The sequence below is a fragment of the Corynebacterium jamesii genome, assembly GCF_046097395.1.
GTDB lineage: Bacteria > Actinomycetota > Actinomycetes > Mycobacteriales > Mycobacteriaceae > Corynebacterium.
This window is the reverse complement of the sequence record NZ_CP175789.1, coordinates 339100-355001: the sequence shown is the minus strand read 5'-3', so window position 1 is coordinate 355001 and position 15902 is coordinate 339100. Positions and strand designations below refer to the sequence as shown.

Here is a 15902-nt window from a genome sequence, read left to right as displayed (position 1 = left end):
ATGACCGGGCGCATGCTGGCTGCCACCCTCAGATACGCCGGTAGCCGCAAGCGCGCTAGAACGCGCAGGTGTGCCAGCGGGCGCGGACTCGCCGGAACGCGCAGGACCGCGGCGGTGCGCGTCGGCACCACCACGGTCCTGTGATTGTTGCTGAGCTGCGTTTGCGGGGTCGTTCATACCCTCACTTTAGGCAGCCACATCCCTTATTGACAACTTACTGAAAACGAAGCCGGGGAGCCAGAACGGCTCGCCATTGGCGGCCGGAACATGGGCTCCCCGCTAAACAGATTCCAAATTCAGAATCCATAAACTTGAAAATCTAAAGCATTCAGCTATTCAGCCAGACCGCTTTAAGCAGGCCGCTTCAGCCCAGCTGTTTCGACCGAGCTGCTTCGACCGAGCTGTTTCGGTCGGGCAGTTTCGGTCGAGCCGCTTCAGCCAGGCAGTTTCGGCCAGGCCGCCTCAGCCAGGCAGTTTCGGCCGGGCCGCTTTAGGCAGTCTCGGCGCGAGCGTCGACCTTGACCCAGCTCATCAGGTCGCGCAGCTTGGCACCAGTCTGCTCGATCTGGTGATCGTTGTAGGAAGCGCGCAGCTCCTCCAGCTCCTTGTTGCCGCCCTCAACATTGGCAACCAGACGCTTGGTGAAGGTGCCGTCCTGAATGTCGGTCAGGATATCCTTCATGCGCTTCTTGGTGTCTGCGTCGATGACACGCGGGCCGGACAGGTAGCCACCGAACTCAGCCGTGTCGGACACGGAGTAGTTCATGTTGCCAATGCCGCCCTCGAACATCAGATCCACGATCAGCTTCATCTCGTGCAAGCACTCGAAGTAGGCCATCTCCGGCTCGTAGCCTGCCTCAACCAGAACCTCGAAGCCGGTCTTGATCAGTTCTTCGGTGCCACCACAGAGAACAGCCTGCTCGCCGAACAGGTCGGTCACAGTCTCGGCCTCGAAGGTCGTCGGGATCACGCCGGCACGCGCACCACCGATGGCGGCTGCGTAAGACAGAGCCAGGTCGCGGCCGTTGTTCTTCGGATCCTGCTCCACGGCGATCAGACACGGAACGCCCTTGCCGTCGACGAACTGGCGGCGAACCAGGTGGCCCGGCCCCTTCGGAGCGACCATGCCGATGACGATATTGTCCGCCGGCTCGATCAGCTTGAAGTGAATGTTCAGGCCGTGGCCAAAGAACAGCGCGTCGCCGTCGTTCAGGTTCGGCTCGATGTCTTCGGCGAAGATCTTCGCCTGGGAGGTGTCCGGAGCCAGCAGCATGATCACGTCTGCCCACTTCGCAGCCTCCGCATTGGTCTTCACGGTGAAGCCGGCCTCCTCAGCCTTGGCGCGAGACTTGGAGCCCTCGCGCAGGCCGATGACGACCTCCACGCCGGACTCACGCAAGTTCTGAGCGTGAGCGTGGCCCTGAGAGCCGTAGCCGATGATGGCTACCTTGCGACCCTGGATGATCGACAGATCAGCGTCGTCGTCGTAAAAAACATCAATTGCCATGGGGAGCTTCCTTTCGTTGACTGCCTACCTTTATAGCAGACTTTATTTCAATTGGTGAGATTTTGCGTCCACATAGTGAACTTTCGGGGGTTGGCACCCCTCTTCTGTAGGTAGCGACGCCTACCCGGCCGCGTGCCGTGGGCGTCACTAAAAAGACCTAAAGATTCGCCGGGTACATGGCGCGCGGACCTCGACTGATTGCAGTCGGCGACGCCTCGACAAGCTCGCGAATACCGAACGGCTCCAGGATATCCAGCAACGCCTGCAACTTCGACGGCGTGCCCGTGCACTCGATAATCACCGACTCCGGCCCCACGTCCACAACGTGCGCGCGGAACAGCTTCGCCGACTCCACCACCTGCGTGCGGTTCGCGTTATCCGCGGACACCTTCACCATCATCAGACCGCGGGAGACGATGGTCTCCGGGTCGTGGCGCGTGACCTTTATAACGGGGATCAGCTTGTTCAGTTGCTTCGTGATCTGCTCGACCACGTGATCCTCACCTTCGACGATGATGGTGATGCGGTTAACGCCCTCCACCTCCGTGCGCCCGGAGCTGATCGAAATGATGCTGAACGCGCGGCGGGTGAACATGCCGGAAATGCGGGAGATGATGCCGTCGACGTCCTCACACAGGACGGACAGGGTGTGGACCTGTACCTTTTTCGTGCTCATTAGCCTTCCTCACCTTCCTGGGTGATGTCGTGGATCTCCGCGGGTTCTTCTGCCGCCGAGGATTCCTCGTCGAACAGCGGCCGCAGGTTGCGTGCGTACTGGATTTCCTCGTTGGATGTGCCGGCGGCCACCATCGGCCACACCTGCGCGTCCTCGCCGACGATGAAGTCGATGACCACGGGGCGGTCATTGATCTCTTCGGCCTTACGGATGGTCGGTTCTACATCTTCTGGCTTTGTGACGCGGAACGCCGCACAGCCCATGGACTCAGCCAACATAAGGAAGTCTGGCAGGTAGGTCTCCCCCGGCTTCAGATTGGTGTGGGAGTAGTGCTGGTCGTAGAACAGCGTCTGCCACTGGCGAACCATGCCGAGGTTTCCGTTGTTGATGAGGGCGACCTTGATCGGCAGCTTCTCCACCGCGCAGGTGACGAGCTCCTGGTTGGTCATCTGGAAGCAGCCGTCACCGTCGATAGCCCAGACGGAGATTTCCGGCTTGCCAGCCTTGGCACCCATGGCAGCGGGCACGGAGTATCCCATTGTGCCGAGACCGCCGGAGTTCAGCCAGGTGCGGGGATTCTCGTAGTCCACAAATTGGGCAGCCCACATCTGGTGCTGGCCCACGCCGGCAACGTAGATAGCCTCCGGGCCGACGGTTTTGGACAGGGTCTCAATGACGTACTGCGGGGCGAGCTTGCCGTTGGGCTGCTCGTCGTAGCCGCGCGGGAAGTCCTGTTTCAGCTTGTTCAGGTAGTTCAGCCAGCCGGCGGTGGCGGGCTTCTGCAGATCCAGGTTGCGCATGGCCGTGTGCAGGGCGGCCAGCACCTCGCGAGCGTCGCCGACGATCGGGACGTTAACCTCGCGGATCTTGCCAATCTCCGCCGGGTCAATGTCCGCGTGGATGACCTTCGCGTCCGGGGCGAAGCTCTCTACGTGGCCGGTCACGCGGTCGTCGAAGCGGGCACCGATGGTGATCAGCAGGTCGGAACGCTGCAGCGCTGCCACCGCCGGAACACTTCCGTGCATGCCGGGCATGCCCATGTACAGCGGGTGGGAGGCCGGAAACGCGCCGAGCGCCATCAGTGTGGTGACGACGGGAATGTCGTTGGTCTCGGCGAACTCCAGCAGCTCCGCGTGCGCCTCCGCCTTGATTGCACCGCCGCCGACGTACAGCGTCGGGCGCTTGGCCGCACTGATCATCCGCACGGCTTCTTCAACCTGGCGCGGGTGCGGGTTAGTGACCGGTCGGTAGCCGGGTAGCTCGTACGTCGGCGGCCAGTTGAATTCCAACTCTGCGTTCTGCACGTCCTTCGGGATGTCCACCAGCACTGCACCCGGGCGGCCGGTGGAGGCCACGTGGAACGCCTCGGCGATGGCGCCGGGGATGTCCTCTGGGCGGGTCACCATAAAGTTGTGCTTGGTGATCGGCATGGTTACGCCGCGAATGTCCGCCTCCTGGAAGGCGTCGGTACCCAAGAGCCCCTTACCAACCTGGCCGGTGATGGCGACCAGAGGCACCGAGTCCATGTTGGCGTCGGCGATGGGCGTGACGAGGTTCGTGGCACCCGGACCGGATGTTGCGATACACACGCCCACGCGGCCGGTCGCCTGCGCGTAGCCGGTGGCGGCGTGGCCGGCACCCTGCTCGTGACGGACGAGAATGTGGTTCAGCTTCTCGGAGTCGTACAGCGCCTCGTAGAGCGGCAGCACGGCACCTCCGGGCAGGCCGAATACGACATCGGCGCCGAGCTCTTCTAGCGAGCGAACCACGGCCTGTGCGCCGTTAATTCGCTCTGGCCGCTTGCCGCGGGGGTTGTTCGCCAAGGTGGCGGGGCTGGGTTGCGAGCGTGATGTGTGTGTCACGTTATCCTTCGCTCCTTGAGTCCTTGAGTCCGTCCTGCCTTCAATTCTTTGCCTCTACTCCCTGTCCGGTTCAAGCCGATCGATACCGATCGTTACCGGTCGAAACCGGTCGAAACCGGTCCGAGCCGATCGTTACCGGTGTTACGGTCAGTACCGGTCGAAACCGGTCCGAGCCGAGCCGGTTTGATCCGGTCCGAGCCGATCCGAGCCGGTCGATACCGGTCCGAGCCGGTTTGATCCGGTCCGATCCGAGCCGATCCGAGCCGATCCGAGCCGGTCGATACCGATCGGCACCTGCCGGCACCTGTCAGCGCCGATTCGCTCAGTGCAACGCCGACGCGACAGTGGGGCCTCGCAAGCTAAAACCTGCAACACCCACTTCTTCCAGGAAGCGAAAAGGCCGAAAAATCTTCGGTGTGGAATCGCTTGTTCGGTTAGGTGCATGTCCTCCACACGACTAACTACAAAAGCCCCCAAGCAGCCGACGCTGCTGCGTCGGTTGTTGGGGGCACCGTGTCGAACTCGACGAGGAAGCTAGTGGTGCCCCTCGATAATGAGCACTCGTACTAGTTGCGTGGATTTCATAGCTCTAAACCTAGCGCTTCTTCCGCCAATCGTCAAGCCTTTGACCACATGTTTCCCAAAATATGACAACCAGATCTCACCTAATGGACGCCTCAAAACCGCCCCCGACCTGTACTTCCCACGCCTGAACACGAGCCGTGAAACTGGCTGGAAACACGTTAAAATACGCGCAACAGCACACAACTGGCAGCTGCTTGGCAGGTTCCCCGGCTACGGTAGGAAAACATGTTTAAGTTCTATGCTTTTCAGCTTTGGGAATGGCTGGTCGTCCACGGCATTCCACTAGCTGCACTAGTAATTATCGCAGTTCTTATCCCCCGCGTAGGGCGTTTGGCGATTCGCATAGTCAGCGGCCGGTTCGACGAAGGCGAAGAGGCCACGAAGTCCCGTCTCGCCCTAGTCGGTGCGTTGGTGTACGTGCTCCAGGCGATTGCGTATTTTGCGATCATCATGCTGGGGCTGACGAACCTGGGCGTGCCCGCCATGGGAGCCGCGTTGCCGGCGACGGTTGTCTCGGCGGCCATTGGTTTCGGCGCGCAGAACGTGATCGGTGATTTCCTGGCAGGATTCTTCATTATTTCGGAGCGCCAATTCGGCGTGGGAGATTTCGTATCCTTCGACGGCACATCCAGCAATATTTCGGGCACCGTAGTGGGGCTGACGTTGCGTGCGACGAAGGTTCGCACGGCTTCGGGTGAGGTGGTGACGATCCCGAACGGTTCCGCGGGCGTGATCACGAACTTCTCCCAGGATTGGTCGCGTGCGGTGGTTGATTTGGCCGTGCCGCTGCAGGCGGACGAGTCCATGTCGCAGCTGACGGATCGTGTGGAGGCGACGGCGGCAAAGGCCCTGTGCGATCCTTCGATCTCCAGCGACGTCACCGGCGAGCTGGAGGTGCTGCCCGCCACGGATATCGTCGCTCCGACGGCGGCGGGGCAGTCGTGGCAGGTGAACTTCCGCGTGATGGTCGTGGTGAACCCGGCGCGCCAGTGGGCTGTGGAGCGCGTTCTACGCTCGGCGTTGGTAAACGATTTCTGGGATCGTTACGAAATGCCGCGGGTCTTTCTCGATGATTCAGACGCCGACACCCCCGCACCCAATCCCATCAAGGCAGTAGCGGCAGAATCCGCACTGGCGCCTACGGAGGTCATGCCGGCGCAGCGCTCTGGCGCTCGTACCGCACCCGCCGACCACTCCTCGGCCGCTGGCGCCGCAACCGACGCGATAAAGGCCGAACGTCGAGGCGTGACACCCCTGAATAGCGACGGTACCCTCGGCCGCGCGGAACCTAATTCCGCCGCGCACGACTCTACTGAAGCGTCCGCGCTCGCTGCCCCGGCCTCACACACCGAGCGTTCTGAACCTGGCACGCATCCCGACGCAATTACGGTCGATGGCACCAGCGCCCCAGAAAAATTCGATACTCCGAGCTCGACGGGAGCCGCAGGCACCGCCAGCTCTGCTCGCACGGCGAGAGCCACTGGCACGGCGGGCACCGCCAGCTCTGCTAGCTCTGCGGGCTCCACTGGCACGGCGGGCACCACAGGCACCGCCAGCTCTGCTAGCTCTGCGGGCACCGCTGGCACGGCGGGCACCACAGGCACCGCTAGCTCTGCGGGCACCGCTGGCACCGCTGGCACGGCGGGTGCCACTGGCACGGCGGATTCCGATGCCGCGGGTGAAGCAGCCGACGAGTCCGAGGAGTTCAGAGGTATCTGGCGCAACACGCACTACTCCTCAAAGTTCAAGCGGATCATGAGCGTCGGAGGCCGCACCCGCCCATCAACCACCGGGCTGATCCTAGCGCTGCTGGTGGTCGGTGGGCTGGCATTGGCATCGTCGAACCCGGAGGGAGGCGGCACCGGGTGGCTCTCCCCCGACTACTGGCGCGACCGCCCGGCCAAGAGCGAAACCACGCACGACCCCAAGGACGGCGAGAACACCAGCGAAGGCACCGCCGAGAACACCTCCGACAGCTCCACCGGTGACTCCACTGACAACTCCACCGACACACCCACCGGCCAGGCGAATGACCAATCCACTGGCAACGCTACCGAGAACACTTCCGACAGTTCGAGCAGGCAATCCACGGACGGTGCCTCGAACTCCACCGACACCAATTCCGATACGAACACTGGCGGACAAAGCGATGCAAGTGGTGGCGCCGAGAGTAATCCCGCGAACGAGCCCCGTGCCGCCGGTACCAACGGAGTCAACGGTGGCGGTGATGCCAACGCTCAGAATGGCAGTCGGATGCGCGCGATGGGTGCGCCCAATGCGACCGACACCACTCATGGCTGATTAAATGAACAACATGAACTCGAAGGTTTTCCACCCCAGCCGCGAACACATCCTCGGCGGGTTCGTCATGTTCCTGATCTGCCTGCTCTTCACCGGCTATAAGGTGGCCTGGTTTTTCTGGGTTCCGCTGGTGCCGCTAGTGTTTATTGTGTGGACTTTGCGAGTACGCACCACCGTTACAGACAAAGCCATCACCACGCGCTACCTCTTCCGCGCAGGTAAAACCATGCAGTGGGAAGACTTCCGGGCGCTGCGCTTTAACCGAGCCGGACGCGCCTACGCCGTCGATAACCAGGAAAACAGCTTCTGGCTGCCGGGCATCAGCTTTAACTCCCTAGTCGGCTTGCACAAGGCCAGTGGCGGACGCATTCCCGATCCCGTCACACCAGCGCGTGAGGCCACGGACGACAAGGTGCAGGTTGTGAACAAGGAAGGCTACGCCGTACTCATGGACCAAGACGAGTACAAGGATTACGAAAAACAGCGCCGCCGCGAAGCCGGCGTCGACGGACACAACGCCAGAACAGAAAACGCAAACGCAGGAAATGCTGACGCGCAAAACGCTGACACGGAAAACGCTGGCGCGGATAGCGCTGACGCCGATAGCGCTGTGAAGGACGGCTCCGAAGACAAATAACTGCAGCTCGCCAGCACATAGCCGACGGGCAGTCGCGCCGGCCCTGAGCACGCCGGCCTAGAGCGCAGAGCTGAAATGCAGAATCAGCCGGCAAGCACATCACCAGACGAGAACGACAAGAACAGACAAGAACAGAACCGAGAAGAGCATGAACGCCATCCCCTTGAGATCCACCGTCACCACCCAAGGCCGCAACGCCGCCGGCGCCCGCGCCCTGTGGCGCGCAACAGGCATGACGGATCAGGACTTTGATAAGCCCATCATCGCCATCGCGAACTCGTACACGCAGTTCGTTCCGGGGCACGTGCACCTGAAGGACGTTGGTGAGATCGTCGCAGACGCCATCCGCGAAGCCGGCGGCGTTCCCCGTGAGTTCAACACCATCGCCGTCGACGATGGCATCGCTATGGGGCACGCGGGCATGCTCTACTCGCTACCCAGCCGCGAAGTTATTTCCGATGCCGTCGAGTACATGGTCAACGGCCACGCCGCCGATGCGCTGGTGTGTATCTCCAACTGCGACAAGATCACGCCCGGCATGCTGAACGCCGCCATGCGTTTGAACATCCCGGTGGTGTTCGTCTCGGGCGGCCCGATGGAGGCCGGCAAGGCCGTGGCCGTCGACGGTGTCGTTCAAGCTCCAACGGACCTCATTACCGCCATCTCCGCCTCCGCATCTGACGAAGTCGATGCGCAGTCGCTACTGGAAGTTGAGTCCGCTGCGTGCCCGACGTGCGGCTCCTGCTCCGGCATGTTCACTGCCAACTCGATGAACTGCCTGACCGAAGCTCTGGGTCTGTCCCTGCCGGGCAACGGTTCCACACTGGCGACCCACGCCAAGCGCCGCGACCTGTTCAGCAAAGCTGGCACCACTATCGTCGAGCTGTGCCACCGATACTATGGCGAAGGAGATGCCTCAGTTCTGCCACGCAATATCGCCACCCGCGAGGCCTTCGAAAACGCCATGGCGCTGGACATGGCCATGGGCGGATCCTCCAATACCGTGCTGCATATCCTCGCAGCTGCTCAGGAAGGCGAGATCGATTTCGACCTACACTCCATCGACCAGCTATCGCGCGAAGTTCCATGCCTGTCGAAGGTTTCCCCAAACTCCGACTACCACATGGAGGACGTCCACCGCGGAGGAGGCATCCCCGCCATCCTCGGCGAGCTCTACCGCGCCGGCAAGCTGAACGAAGGCGTGCACTCCGTTCACTCCGCCACGCTGAAGGAGTGGCTGCTGTCCTGGGACATCCGCTCCGGAGCTGCAACAGAGGAAGCCATCGAGTTGTTCCATGCTGCTCCCGGCGGAGTCCGGACGACAGAGCCATTCAGTACTGAGAACCGTTGGTCCAGCCTGGATACCGACGCGGAAGGTGGCGTCATCCGCGATGTAGAACACGCGTACACCTCTGACGGCGGCCTGGTTATCCTCCGCGGCAACCTCGCCGAGAACGGCGCCGTCATCAAAGCCGCAGGCGTTGATCCATCGATCTGGCACTTCGAGGGTACTGCGCTCGTTGTCGAGTCCCAGGAGGAAGCCGTGCGCGTGATCCTAGACAAGAAGGTCCAGCCGGGGCACGTGGTGGTCGTCCGCTACGAAGGCCCCGCCGGCGGGCCGGGAATGCAGGAAATGCTGCACCCGACCGCATTCCTCAAGGGTGCGGGGCTCGGCAAGAAATGTGCTCTGATTACCGACGGTCGATTCTCCGGCGGTACCTCCGGTCTGTCCGTCGGCCACATCTCCCCCGAAGCTGCGCACGGCGGCGTGATTGGCCTGGTTCGCGACGGTGACCCGATCACCATCGATGTGCATGAGCGCCGCCTAGAGCTGAACGTCTCCGACGAGGAGATCGCGCGTCGCCGCGACGAGATGGAGGCCTCCGACAAGCCTTGGACCCCCACCACCCGTCAGCGCAAGGTAACCAAGGCACTGCGTGCATATGCCGCGATGGCCACCTCCGCAGACCGCGGAGCCGTCCGCGAAGTGAAGTAGCCCGACAGCCACTGCATGTCCCCGGGGGGACAATGTTCCCCAACTACACAGCGGTTTCAGAGATAGAGCGTCCCCGCTACATCCAGGCTCTGAACTATGAAGGAATCCGTAGGCTGGAGGGCATGCACGATTCAACCATCCAGTCCCGCACCCGGCACGCGAACACGGACACAGGCACGGCCGCCGACACAGGCACGGCCGCTGACACGGAAAGCGATGCACGCGGTGGCGTCCGTGGCGACGACGGGATGATCCGCGTCCGCGACGCACACCTGCGCAACCTTAAGCATCAGGACGTCGAGCTGCCGCGCAACGCGCTCGTGGCGGTGACAGGCGTGTCCGGCTCGGGGAAATCATCACTGGCGTTTGGCACTTTGCACGGAGAGGCCCAGCGGCGGTATCTGGAATCAGTAGCCCCTTTCGCACGCCGGCTGATCGGCGGAGCCGTGGATCCGCGCGTGGAGTCCGTCGAGGGGCTGCCGCCGACGGTCGCATTGCAGCAGGGCGCGCACGCGGGCGGGGCTCGATCGACAGTGGGGACAGTGTCCAACCTGGCGAACACCATCCGTCTGCTGTACTCACGCTGCGGCACTTATCCACAGGACGTGCGCGAACGTCGTGGTCGGCTGGCTTCCGACTGCTTTTCTCCCAACACAACCGCCGGCATGTGTCCGGAGTGTCAGGGCACGGGAGTCGTCCATAAACCGACTGAAGAGTCCATGGTTCCGGATCCTTCACTTTCCATCGACGAGGGAGCCATCGCCGCGTGGCCCGGCGCGTGGGCAGGGAAGAACTTCCACGACATTCTCATGGAGCTCGGCTACCCTATGGACATTCCCTGGCGGGACATCCCCCAGGCCGACCGGGATTGGATCCTCTACACAGACGAGCGCCCAGTCGTGACAATTCACCCCCACCGAGGTGCGGATCAGATCCAGCGGACGTATGAGGGCACCTGGCGTTCGGTGGCATCTTATCTGCGGAAAACGCTCGCGGAGACGGGCTCCGATTCCACGCGCCGACGGGTTCTGTCTTTCATGCACTCTTCCCGCTGTGGAGTGTGCGATGGTCGTCGCCTAATTGTCGACGCCCTCTCAGTGGAATACCTCGGCCTTCCCATCGACTCTCTTGGTGCGCTCCCGTTAGAGGACGTGCTGGAACGCTTCGCTGCTCGCCGCGCATCGACCACGGCTTCCATCCCCGCTGCTAACACCGGCACCGGTACGGACACCGGCACCGTCACCGACACCGACACCGGCACCGACACCGACACCGACACCGACACCGACGGAGCATCCAACAGAGCCTCAGCTGTCCCTGGAACCACTGTGTCCGGAATCGCAGCAGGAACTGAGCCGCCAGAGGAAACCGCCAGAGCGGAGACTTCTGGCAGAGCGGAGACTTCCGCCAGCGCGGAGGCAGAACGGATTCTGCTGGCACAAGCGATCCCGACCCTGGAATCGGTAGTGGATCTCGGTCTGGGGCACCTGAGCCTGGACCGTGCTACTGCTACTCTCTCCGCTGGTGAGCTGCAGCGACTGCGGTTGGCTTCTCAGCTACGGTCGGGGCTTTTCGGCGTGGCCTACGTCTTGGACGAGCCGTCTGCGGGTCTACACCCCGAGGAACGCCGTGCCGTGATGCAGCTGATCCGCAGGTTCCTGGACGCGGGCAACAGCGTCCTGCTGGTGGAACACGACATGCACCTGGTCGCGGAGGCTGACTGGATCGTCGACGTTGGCCCCGGCGCAGGCGAACTCGGCGGTGAAATCCTTTATTCCGGCCCGGTTGCGGGCCTCAGCCTGGCGGCAAACCCCGGCCCGGCTGCAAACTCCAGCTCAGCCGCAAACCCCAGCACGGCTACAAACCCCAGCACGGCCGCAAATCCCAACCCGGCTGCAAACTCCAGCACGGCCGCAAACTCCAGCACGGCCGCAAACTCCAGCACGGCCGCAAACCTCGGCACTGATTCTGATGCTGACGCCAAGCCCGCTGCCTCGGGCAACGGGCCCCGACCGGACACCCCCACCGGGCGGGCGCTGACCGCCGGGCCACTGGAACTAACCAGCGACGCTGAAGCCCGCACCCCCTCCGGCGAAATTCAGCTCGCGGGCATCACCGAGCGAACCCTGGACCGTCTCACCGTGAACGTCGGCCTCGGCACGTTCACGGCTATTACTGGCATTTCCGGCTCCGGCAAATCCACGCTCCTGCACGTGCTAGCCAGCACCCTACGCGGCCAGGTGAAGACAGCGATTAACGACGGAGATGTGGTGTCTAGTAGTAAAGACGGCAAGCGCAGTGCCAATGGGAACAGTAGCGACAGCCAAGTCGACCGGCTCGTTCAAATTTCACAAAAGCCCATTGGACGAACTCCTAGGTCCTGTCTGGCCACTTACACCGGCCTGTTCGACCGAGTACGGAAACTCTTCGCGCAAACGGACGAAGCGAAGCGACGCGGCTGGACTGTCTCAAGATTTTCGTACAACGTCACCCAAGGACGCTGCCCGACCTGCAACGGCGAAGGGCAAATCGAGGTGGAGCTGGTATTCCTGCCTGGCAGCTATACCCCCTGCCCCGACTGTCACGGCGCGCGCTATAAGTCTGAAACGCTCGAGGTCACGTGGAACGGGCTGACGATCGCAGATGTTCTGGAATTGACAGTTGCGGAGGCCCGAGACGTCTTCGCCGACGAGGCCGCGATCGCCCGGGCGCTGCAGGCGTTGTCGGCGGTGGGGCTTAACTATCTGCGACTCGGACAGCCGGCGACGGAGCTTTCCGGTGGTGAAGCGCAGCGCATCAAGTTGGCCACCGAGCTGCAACGTGCGCAGCGCGGACACACTGTGTATCTGATGGACGAACCGACCACCGGTCTGCATCCCGCGGACGTGGACTTGCTAATCACGGAGCTTCACCGACTGGTCGACGGAGGAAACACGGTAGTGGTCGTCGAGCACGACATGCGCGTGGTTGCGCAAGCGGATCGAGTGCTGGAAATGGGGCCGGGTGCCGGTGCGCGTGGCGGGCGCATTGTGGCAGACGGAAGCCCCGCCGCAGTGGCCCAAACGGACACCGCGACGGGCCGGGTATTGGCCGAGCGGAGCTGATCCGCCCCAACCGGCGTCAGTTGAAGGGGTTACCTCCACCGACGCCGATCCACAGTCCGGCGATTCCCGCTGCTGCGACGATCAAGAAAATCCATGCAGACGCCAACGGTCGGGTTGCCCATCCCCTGCTACGGTCCAGGCTGATGCGACCGGGACCGACGAAGATAATACTTATCGACACTACTGTCAGCGCCGCCCATACCTGGACGTAAGGGTTCATGCCGTACGGCCACAGGGATCCCTGGAACCCGTCGAGGTTGTGGAGCGCCATAAAGCCCGAGACGACAGCGGCAAGCGCCGCACCCAGCGGCGTGACCAGGCCGAGGATTAGCAGACCACCAGCGACAATCTCCGCTACCGGAATGCCGATGGCGAGGATGTCGGTGAAGTTGTACTGCTCCAGTTGGCTTTGGAATACGTCTACGCCGGGGTCTCCTCCGAAGGCGAACATCGTCTGCAGGCCGCGTACCAGTAGGTATGCGCCCAATACGGTGCGCAGCAGGAACAGGCCGAAGCTGGTGGTTCCCCGCTTCGCACCCGCGGCAGCATCAGCCCCGCGATCAGTTCCAGCAACGCTAGCCTCAGTGCCCGCAGTAGTTTCAGTGCCCCCAGTAGCCTCAGTGCCCACAGTGGTTTCAGTGCCATAGCCGGTGCCCGCTCCGGCCAATGCACCAGCGCCAGCTACTCCAGCACCGGCGGCGGGCGCAGCGGAACGCTCTCCGTCGGCCGTACGCATTTCAGCCGTACGCATTTCAGCTGCACCGGCGCTGTCGCCCTGGGACGTATCCTCGCGGACAACTTCCTCGCCTCGGGGTTCAGTTCCGCCTGGAGCGGCATCCTCCTTCACCTGCGGGCGGGAAGCTTGGTCGTTGGTTGCGGTGGCGGGCCGCTCCGCCGGGCTTGCGTCATCGACCTTGCCCCAACGATCACTCGCAGCGCCAGCCGCAGCAGCGTCGCCCGCAGTGTTAGCCGTGGTGGACTGTGGGGAGTCAATGCTCGTTAGATCAACATCAGACTCGGTCGTCTCAGCGGGCGCTGTCTCCGGCGGACGGCTGTCGATGCGCTGTGGCCGCGCCCGGCCGAGCATCGCGTAAATGTCTCGCTTGGCGGGCTCCGATTCCATCGGGGCCTCCGGCTCCGCTTCCGTCGGAGCCTCAGGCTCCGCTTCAGCCGGACTTTTAGCTGCCGCTCTCTCTCCAACGGTTCCTTTCGCAACGGTTGAATTCGAAACGGTTGCATCCGAAACCGAATCATCCTGCACCGGTTCTGCCTGTGGCGCAGGCTTCGCCTCCGATTGGGTTACCGCGCCGGGCTTTTCCACCTTGGTCGCGCCGGCGGGCGCTCCGTTGGCGGGCGGCTGTGCATCGCGACGGTACACGGGCACATCGATATCATTGTTCAGGTCATCCGCCAGATCGTCCGCGGAATTGTCAAACAAAGCGTCGTCTGGGCTGTTGGGCTTCGCGTTGTTATTCACGCCACCCAGATTATTCTGACCAGCATGATTTGCACGGGAGGTCACTCGGCATGTCTTCGATGGCATATTACATCGTCTACGTACCGGCCGACACTTATCTGCTAGCCGCCCCCGTGCGAGAGTGCGCTACTCGCTGAGCTTCTTAGCGATCAGCTGGTTGACCTGTGCGGGGTCTGCCTTGCCCTTGGTGGCCTTCATGACGGCACCGACAATTGCACCGGTGACCTTCTTATTGCCCGCGCGGTACTTCTCCACGATGTCCGGGTTTGCCGCCAGAGCTTCGTCGACAGCAGCTTCGATGGCGCCGTCGTCGCGAACGACCTCCAGCCCGCGGGCAGCGACTACGTCATCCACGTCGCCTTCACCGGCCAACACTCCGTCGACTGCCTTACGTGCAAGCTTGGTGGTTAGCTTGCCGTCGTTTACTAGTGACGCCACCCGCGCCACCTGAGCCGGAGTAATGTCTAGACCGCCGAGCTCCACTCCCTGTTCGTTTGCCTTGCCTGCGAGGTAGGAAACCCACCAGGAACGAGCTTCATCTGGCTTGGCTCCCGCTTCGACGGTATCGATAACCAGGTCGAGAGCGCCGGCATTCACCAGGTCGCGCATCTCCTCGTCCTTCAAGCCCCACTCCTTCTGAATGCGGGCGCGGCGGATCCACGGCATTTCCGGCAGGGTGGCGCGGATTTCCTCAACCCACTCCGCTGGCGCGAGTACCGGCGGCAGATCTGGGTCGTTGAAGTAGCGGTAGTCCGCCATGGTTTCCTTCGGGCGCCCCTTAGAGGTGGTGCCGTCGGTCTCCTGGTAGTGGCGGGTTTCCTGGACAATCTCCACGTCGTTGTCGAGGCATGCGGCCTGGCGCTGCATTTCGAAACGCACGGCTTGCTCGACAGACTTCAGCGAGTTGATGTTCTTGGTTTCAGTACGCGTGCCATACTCGGCGGTGCCGATGGGGCGCAGGGATAGGTTGGAATCCACGCGCATGGATCCCTGATCCATGCGTGCGTCGGAAACACCCAGGGCCTTGACAAGGTCGCGCAGCGCGGAGACGTATGCCTTCGCAACTTCAGGCGCACGCTCGCCGGCGCCTTCGATCGGCTTGGTCACAATTTCGATCAGCGGCACGCCAGCGCGGTTGCAGTCCACCAGGGAGGCAGTTGCGCCGTGGATGCGGCCGTCTGCGCCACCAAGGTGCGTCAGCTTGCCCGTGTCTTCCTCCATGTGCGCGCGCTCAATCTCCACGCGCCACTCGGTGCCGTCGTCGAGCACAACATCCAGGTATCCGTCGTATGCGATCGGCTCGTCGTACTGGGAGATTTGGTAGTTCTTCGGCTGGTCTGGGTAGAAGTAGTTCTTGCGTGCGAAGCGGGACTTCGGAGCAATCTTGCAGTTCAGCGCCAGGCCGATTTTGATAGCCCATTCCACGCCGACTTTGTTCACGACCGGCAGCGCGCCCGGCAGGCCGAGGCTGCAGGGGTCGACGTTGCTGTTCGGTGCGTCGCCGAATTCCGCGGAGGACGTGGAGAACATTTTCGTCTTCGTCGCGAGTTCGACGTGGACTTCCATGCCCATAACCGGGTCGAAGCGCTCCAGCACTTCGTCGAAGTCCATCACATCATCGGAGTAATCGTAGACAGGCGCAGTCATGCCAGCCATCTTAATACGTCCCCGTCGCCATGTGTCGTTGGGGTCTGAACCGTTTGTTGCATCACCGCTTGGTGCACCACCGATTATTGCATCGCCGCTTGGTGCACCAC

9 protein-coding genes are annotated in these 15902 nt (G+C 62.5%); 4 read left to right on the top strand and 5 right to left on the bottom strand.

Annotated features, from left to right (window positions below; genetic code table 11):
• Positions 1–490 precede the first annotated feature (490 nt).
• The 3 genes from ilvC to ACKFRT_RS01605 all read right to left on the bottom strand — a co-directional run bounded on the left by ilvC (position 491) and on the right by ACKFRT_RS01605 (position 4045).
• Positions 491–1507, bottom strand: a complete 1017-nt coding sequence (gene ilvC / locus ACKFRT_RS01615; protein ID WP_296215787.1) for a ketol-acid reductoisomerase — start codon at positions 1505–1507, stop codon at positions 491–493.
• 157 nt (positions 1508–1664) lie between these two features.
• On the bottom strand, positions 1665–2183 hold the full coding sequence (gene ilvN, locus ACKFRT_RS01610; protein ID WP_408925505.1) for an acetolactate synthase small subunit: 519 nt from the start codon (positions 2181–2183) through the stop codon (positions 1665–1667).
• On the bottom strand, positions 2183–4045 hold the full coding sequence (locus ACKFRT_RS01605; protein WP_408925504.1) for an acetolactate synthase large subunit: 1863 nt from the start codon (positions 4043–4045) through the stop codon (positions 2183–2185). The genes ilvN and ACKFRT_RS01605 overlap by 1 nt, the downstream gene beginning before the upstream one ends.
• An 810-nt stretch (positions 4046–4855) precedes the next feature.
• Here ACKFRT_RS01605 and ACKFRT_RS01600 point away from each other — a divergent pair.
• The 4 genes from ACKFRT_RS01600 to ACKFRT_RS01585 all read left to right on the top strand — a co-directional run bounded on the left by ACKFRT_RS01600 (position 4856) and on the right by ACKFRT_RS01585 (position 12668).
• The gene (locus ACKFRT_RS01600) at positions 4856–6931 is read left to right on the top strand and encodes a mechanosensitive ion channel domain-containing protein (protein ID WP_408925503.1); all 2076 of its coding nucleotides are present in this window, start codon (positions 4856–4858) and stop codon (positions 6929–6931) included.
• Positions 6932–6944: 13 nt separating this feature from the next.
• Positions 6945–7568, top strand: a complete 624-nt coding sequence (locus tag ACKFRT_RS01595) for a PH domain-containing protein (protein WP_408925502.1) — start codon at positions 6945–6947, stop codon at positions 7566–7568.
• A gap of 148 nt (positions 7569–7716) precedes the next feature.
• Entirely contained in the window at positions 7717–9564 is a 1848-nt protein-coding gene (ilvD, locus tag ACKFRT_RS01590; protein ID WP_408925501.1) for a dihydroxy-acid dehydratase, read from the top strand.
• Positions 9565–9812: 248 nt separating this feature from the next.
• A complete protein-coding gene (locus ACKFRT_RS01585) occupies positions 9813–12668 on the top strand; it encodes an ATP-binding cassette domain-containing protein (protein WP_408926116.1) in 2856 nt (951 codons plus the stop codon).
• A gap of 16 nt (positions 12669–12684) precedes the next feature.
• Here ACKFRT_RS01585 and ACKFRT_RS01580 read toward each other — a convergent pair whose 3' ends face one another.
• Positions 12685–14145: a DoxX family membrane protein gene (locus ACKFRT_RS01580; RefSeq protein WP_408925500.1), complete on the bottom strand. Its 1461-nt coding sequence runs from the start codon at positions 14143–14145 to the stop codon at positions 12685–12687.
• 126 nt (positions 14146–14271) lie between these two features.
• The gene (gatB, locus tag ACKFRT_RS01575; protein WP_408925499.1) at positions 14272–15801 is read right to left on the bottom strand and encodes an Asp-tRNA(Asn)/Glu-tRNA(Gln) amidotransferase subunit GatB; all 1530 of its coding nucleotides are present in this window, start codon (positions 15799–15801) and stop codon (positions 14272–14274) included.
• Positions 15802–15902 lie beyond the last annotated feature (101 nt).

Coding starts and splice junctions, on each gene's coding strand:
- ilvC (WP_296215787.1), bottom strand. CDS start 1,507: ATGGCAATTGATGTTTTTTACGACGACGACGCTGATCTGTCGATCATC.
- ilvN (WP_408925505.1), bottom strand. CDS start 2,183: ATGAGCACGAAAAAGGTACAGGTCCACACCCTGTCCGTCCTGTGTGAG.
- ACKFRT_RS01600 (WP_408925503.1), top strand. CDS start 4,856: ATGTTTAAGTTCTATGCTTTTCAGCTTTGGGAATGGCTGGTCGTCCAC.
- ACKFRT_RS01595 (WP_408925502.1), top strand. CDS start 6,945: ATGAACTCGAAGGTTTTCCACCCCAGCCGCGAACACATCCTCGGCGGG.
- ilvD (WP_408925501.1), top strand. CDS start 7,717: ATGAACGCCATCCCCTTGAGATCCACCGTCACCACCCAAGGCCGCAAC.
- ACKFRT_RS01585 (WP_408926116.1), top strand. CDS start 9,813: ATGATCCGCGTCCGCGACGCACACCTGCGCAACCTTAAGCATCAGGAC.
- gatB (WP_408925499.1), bottom strand. CDS start 15,801: ATGGCTGGCATGACTGCGCCTGTCTACGATTACTCCGATGATGTGATG.